This is a genomic window from Candidatus Neomarinimicrobiota bacterium (genome assembly GCA_018647265.1).
Lineage (GTDB): Bacteria > Fidelibacterota > Marinisomatia > Marinisomatales > TCS55 > TCS55.
On sequence record JABGTK010000001.1, the window covers coordinates 1 to 5550 of the forward strand.

3 protein-coding genes are annotated in these 5550 nt (G+C 39.2%); 1 reads left to right on the top strand and 2 read right to left on the bottom strand.

Annotated features, from left to right (window positions below):
• Positions 1-4263: AMP-binding protein (locus HN459_00005; protein MBT3477823.1), on the top strand; the 4263-nt coding region annotated here is incomplete at its 5' end.
• Positions 4264-4326: 63 nt separating this feature from the next.
• On the opposite strand, the gene HN459_00010 is transcribed toward HN459_00005, so the two are convergent.
• Together HN459_00010 and HN459_00015 are read right to left on the bottom strand one after the other, a co-directional pair.
• Positions 4327-4845, bottom strand: coding sequence for a DUF420 domain-containing protein (locus tag HN459_00010; protein ID MBT3477824.1), 519 nt, complete (start codon positions 4843-4845; stop codon positions 4327-4329).
• A complete protein-coding gene (locus tag HN459_00015) occupies positions 4845-5426 on the bottom strand; it encodes an SCO family protein (GenBank protein ID MBT3477825.1) in 582 nt (193 codons plus the stop codon). The genes HN459_00010 and HN459_00015 overlap by 1 nt, the downstream gene beginning before the upstream one ends.
• Positions 5427-5550 lie beyond the last annotated feature (124 nt).

The window sequence follows — 5550 nt, forward strand, 5'->3', positions numbered from 1 at the left end:
AATTTTAATGTTTATTCCCTGATCAAACAGCGCATTTTGCGATATGGTGATAAACCATTATTCCAGATTATTTCAGAAAATAATATTATTTCCCATTCCTATAATGACGTTTGGGAAATTATCCAATCTGTGGGGTCGTTTTTTCATTCAAATTTAAACGGAAATGATACAGTTGGAATTTTGACGCCAAATAATATAAACGGCGTTCTCATTGATTTAGCCTGTCTTGCGTATGGCATTCGTGTGGTTCCCATCCCCATAAACCTTTCTCCGGACCATTTGGATTACGTATTGAATCACGCAGAGATTACCCATTTGTTCACGGGCAGCGACCGAGCGCGGGAATTGCTGGCCGAGGCTAAACAAAGTTCATCTGAATTAAATGCAATTCAAATTGATGATGTAACAGAATGGAATGACTTTCTAACGAAATGTCACCAATCCAAAATTGTCAATCCAAAATCCATAAATCAACAATCCCTCGCAACGGTTATGTACACTTCCGGCACTACAGACAATCCAAAGGGCATTATTTTTAATCAAGAAAATATAATTTCGAAGCGCTTCGCCCGAGCCTTGGCCCTGCCAGAGATTGGTCCGGAAGATGGGTTCCTTTGTTACCTCCCACTCTACCACACTTTTGGCCGATGGTTTGAAATGATGGGAGCCATCTTCTGGGGATCCACTGATACATTCACTGAATCCACTTCTTTCAAAACACTCCTGCGGGATTTCAAAACAGCCCAGCCGTCGGTCTTTATTTCCATTCCCAAAAGGTGGATTCAAATCCAAGAGCAAGTTGCTGCAACCATTCCTATTGAAAAATCAGAGGATGAGGAAATTGCCAAAGTAACCCAATCCATCACTGGGGGGAAATTAAAATGGGGTTTATCCGCCGCGGGATATCTTGATCCGGATATATTCAAATTTTTCCACCAAAATGGGATTAACCTCCTCAGCGGTTACGGCATGACAGAAGCCACTGGCGGCATAACAATGACACCGCCAAATGATTACATGACAGATTCTGTGGGAAAAACACTCCCAGGGATTGAGTTGAAACTAGGGAATGATGATGAATTGCTTATGCGAGGACCTTACGTTTCTTCCGGATATTATAAAGATGCGATCGAGGGTTCCCATAAGAATGGCTGGTTTCATTCCGGTGATATTTTTAAAGAGAAAAAGGGTCATTATTTTATTGTGGACCGGAAAAAGGAAATCTATAAAAATAGCCGTGGACAAACTATTTCTCCCCAAAAAATCGAAAATTTATTCCAGGATTTTGAGGCGATTCGTTCCGTTTTTCTTGTAGGCGATGGGAAAGAATTCAATACCATCCTGCTCTATCCTGATCCGGAAAATGATGCCGTGGATCTCTCCACTATGACACCCTTAGAAATTCGCACATACTTTAGTTCTTTAGTCTTTTCAGTGAATTCCTTTCTACCTCCTTATGAACGGATTGTGAATTATGCCATTATTCCCAGGGATTTTGACCATGACCACGACGAACTGACACCGAAGAATACGTTTAAACGGAAAAATGTGTTAAAGCATTTTGCGGATATTATTCATCCCATGTATGAGAAGAATTACATCAGTTTAATTCAAGGGGATTATGAAATTCAAATTCCCAATTGGCTCTTGAGGGAAAAGCGTCTCACGCGGGGGGATATTCGCTGGGATGGAAAATCTATTCGTGAATACGAATTAGCAGACGGCTTGGTATTAAAATGGACTAAATCAGCATTAACTATTGGCGATTATGTTTACCATACAACTGACACAACAATCAGCTTTGAAAAACTCCTCCGGGATCCTACCCTCTGGTTGGGGAATAGTACCCTCATAGATTTTTTCGGTGAAGTAGGATTTAGGGTTATTTCTTTTGAACCATATCATTCACTTTCAGTCAATCACTTGAAATTGCCTTTCAATCAAAAAAATCAAGCAGTGGATAAGACCATATCATTCCCTGAAGGAAAACCATCTTTAGCCTCACTCCATTTAGCGACAGTAAATATGTTTCAAATGGATAATCAACATATTAAATCGGCCTTAGACCATTTTAGCGAAGGCCTGAATTCTGCCAATTACCAAACCATGATTCAAGATCAATTATTAAGACTCCAAACCCACCCTGATCAACAAATTTGGCGGCAAGCTTTTGAGATACTCATGCCCCATATTAGTGGAAAAATGTTCATCAACCTCTACCGTCAATCCTTTCATTGTGGCCAATCCGATGCAATGGCTTCGGTTGATTCGTCCGTGATTAAAAAGCAGCATTTAAAATCTATATTAGAATGTTTAACAGAATTGAGGGAATCTCATAAAATTGCTAAAAAAGATGAACCTTTGACCGTTGGGCTGATCAATTTGATCACAGACTTGGGTATTAAAAATCCCCAGTTTTTCATTCAAGTCCGTGGAGAGCTTACCCTTTGGGTTCTCGTTTCTCAGAAACAAAACCCAGCAGAATTGGCACGGGTAAATCGAACCATATTATTAGATGGGTTCAGAAAATGGATTAATAGTGGTCAATCAGAAGCTGATTTTGACTGGGGCCCAATTCTTCAATTTGACCAAAATATTGCCAAAAGACTCAAGGGAAAGATAGAAAAAATCTTCAGAGAAACAACCTTAATTCGAGAATCCACATTTATTTTTTCAAAAGGCAGGCAAATCCAATTTGAAGACATAGCTACTGAAGGAATCTGGATTTCATTATTGGGAAAAGGACAAGGTAAACATGTGGCTCGGGTATTGATCCAATTGAAAGATGGTAAAGCTTATAATTTTGTCATAAACATAAATGATAACCTTGAATTTGTTCGATTTAAGATGGAAACCAATTGGCTAATTTCCATGGGTTCCTCAATCCATAAGCAGAAACTAGTAGAAGATTTCGGCGCATTTTGGCCGGAACACCAAGTGTATACGGAGGAATATATCCCCGGTGAAACTGTGCTGCAGTATTTGGATCGGAAGCAGGACGAAATATCTTCCGGTACCTATCCTGACCGATGGCAAATGCGTTGGCTGCACTTCATCTGGAATGGGGTTGCTGCTTACCTCGAATTTTGGAAGCGTACTGGTTGTACACGAATGATTGCTGACGCTTCCCCTAAAAATGTAATTATTCCCGAATTCGATTATTATGTAGGTACACGCCTCGTTTCTATTACAGGACGGGAAAATATCACTGCCATAAAAGACGTTCTAATATCTCTTTATGAGAACTTTATAATAAAAACTGAAGAGCGTTTCCCCGGTTTGAAAAAAATGGCAGATTGGGAAATTCTATTTACAGTCACATTAGAGATATTTGGTACAGAAGATGGTTCAAAAATATTGCGATCAATTAAAATATCAGGTAATGATTATGGTCTGTCCCCTATCCGCGTAAAACAGTTCCTAGATGAAGTTGAATCCACCGGATTGTTGCGAAAACAGATTGTTTTTGCTTCTCTTCGGTACCAACGCTGGTTGGACCTGAATCCGGCCGCAACACACAAAGCGCGGGGTATTATTATCCAGGATCTTTACAAGGATTACAAACTTCAATCCTTGATCGAGCGCTACCCAGAAACGCGGATTAGATTTTTCCTCATGACTGCATTCAGAGATGCCAACCCCGAATTAATAAATCGATTGAACCAAATTATGATTCAGATGCGGGGCGGTTCAATCTCGGAGGAAAGCCTTGAAACAAATCTACACTTGATCCACGACGAAATTGAATTGACAGAAGCGGAAAAATATTTTCTCACCCGCCTTGTTTTTGAACATGTGGATGCGGTTGATTATGCTGAACTTATTACCCGAGATGTGGGCAAAAAAGGCCGGTTGGATTTGGTCGTTCTTATTGAAAATAAAGATAGCCAATCCTTTAAAATTCGTCCCCCATACCACCCAAAAGAAGTGGCCCGGTTTCACCGATTACTATTAGAAGCAAAACTGGAGGTGCAATTTGAATCTCGCCACGAATTTCTATTGGTAATGGATAAAAAAGGTCACCTCGCTGGTGGTGTTTTCTGGAAAAATACAGGACCGGGAATTGCCCATTTAGAAAAGATTGTTATTGCTCCCCATTATCGAAATAGTTATTTGAGTATCCGATTGGCAGAAGAATTATTTAATCGTTTAAGACTGAAAAAGTTTGAATTCCTTACCGTGGGATTTTTTCAATCGGGACTATTCTATAAGTTAGGTTTTGAGATTGATCAGAAGTTTAGTGGACTAGTCAAAAGGTTGTAATTATGAGGTGGATTGGCCATGTTAATCCAAGTATCAACAAAGTCGATTCAATCCAAATTTAGTTTAATATAACATTAAGTAAATTACCACTCCCGTCACAGAAACGTAGAACCAAAGGGGTAGTGTAATCTTGGCAATCTTGCGGTGTTTGCCAATATTGTCCGTCCATCCACGGTAAAGAGTGACCAAAGCCAACGGAATGATTATAGAAGCCAAGACAATATGGGTCAATAAAATGAATAAATATATTTCTGTGAATTCACCCATGTATATTTTTGGCCCAGCTTTAAACCAATGGTAAATCAAATAACTGACCAAAAATGCACCGGAAGTTCCAAATGCAGATAACATAACATTTTTATGCTGTTGGCGTTTTTTCTGGCGAATGAGAATATACCCAACAATCAAAAGGATAGTTGTAATGCCATTCAAAGAAGCATTCACTAAAGGAAGCCCAGAAACATCCAGCGTACCTTCTATCCCTTCAGGGCGTGGACCTAAAATTAAAAATGCAACTGCGCCAGAGATAACTATCGATACAATGTAAATAATCCGTAGCCAAAAATTATCCCGATTGACCATTAATATTCTTCCAATAAAATGTTAATATCTTTTTTCAACTTGGTCATTTCTTCCGTTATCATTCCGCTATAATATCCCCGAATCTGGCCTTTTTTATCTACAAGGGCAAACTTTTCGCTGTGAAAAATAATATCTTCGTAATCACCGATTTTAAATCCTTCTAAAATGATTTCCTTCACAGATTCCTCCGGGCCAGTGAGAAAATGCCATCGATCCGTATTGGCATCATAACGAGAAGCATATTCCGATAACACTTCCGGCGTGTCATATTCAGGATAGACCGAAATAGAAACAATACGAACATTATCATTATTTTTGAATTCTTTATGGACGATGTTCATGTTACCCGTCATCACAGGGCAAGCCATGGTGCAGGTAGTAAAAATAAAATCTGCTACCCATACTTTTCCGTCAAGTTTACTTCGATTAAACTCGTTGCCTTGACTATCAGTAAAACTGAATTCAGGAATCGATCCAATCATGGGAAGATCAATTGTTGGTTTTCCATCCTTCATAAAGTAGGTAACTGCCAAAATGACCGCCACAATTCCATAAATAATAAGTCGTGTTTTTTGAGTCATGTTCAAATTCCTAAATCAATTATGATAATAATGAGCAAAGCCGGCAAGTAAAACACCGATGCTTTTAATAAGAGTAAGGCACTTTCTCTGGATTTATTCCGTGCCATTGGAATGGCAGAAAGGA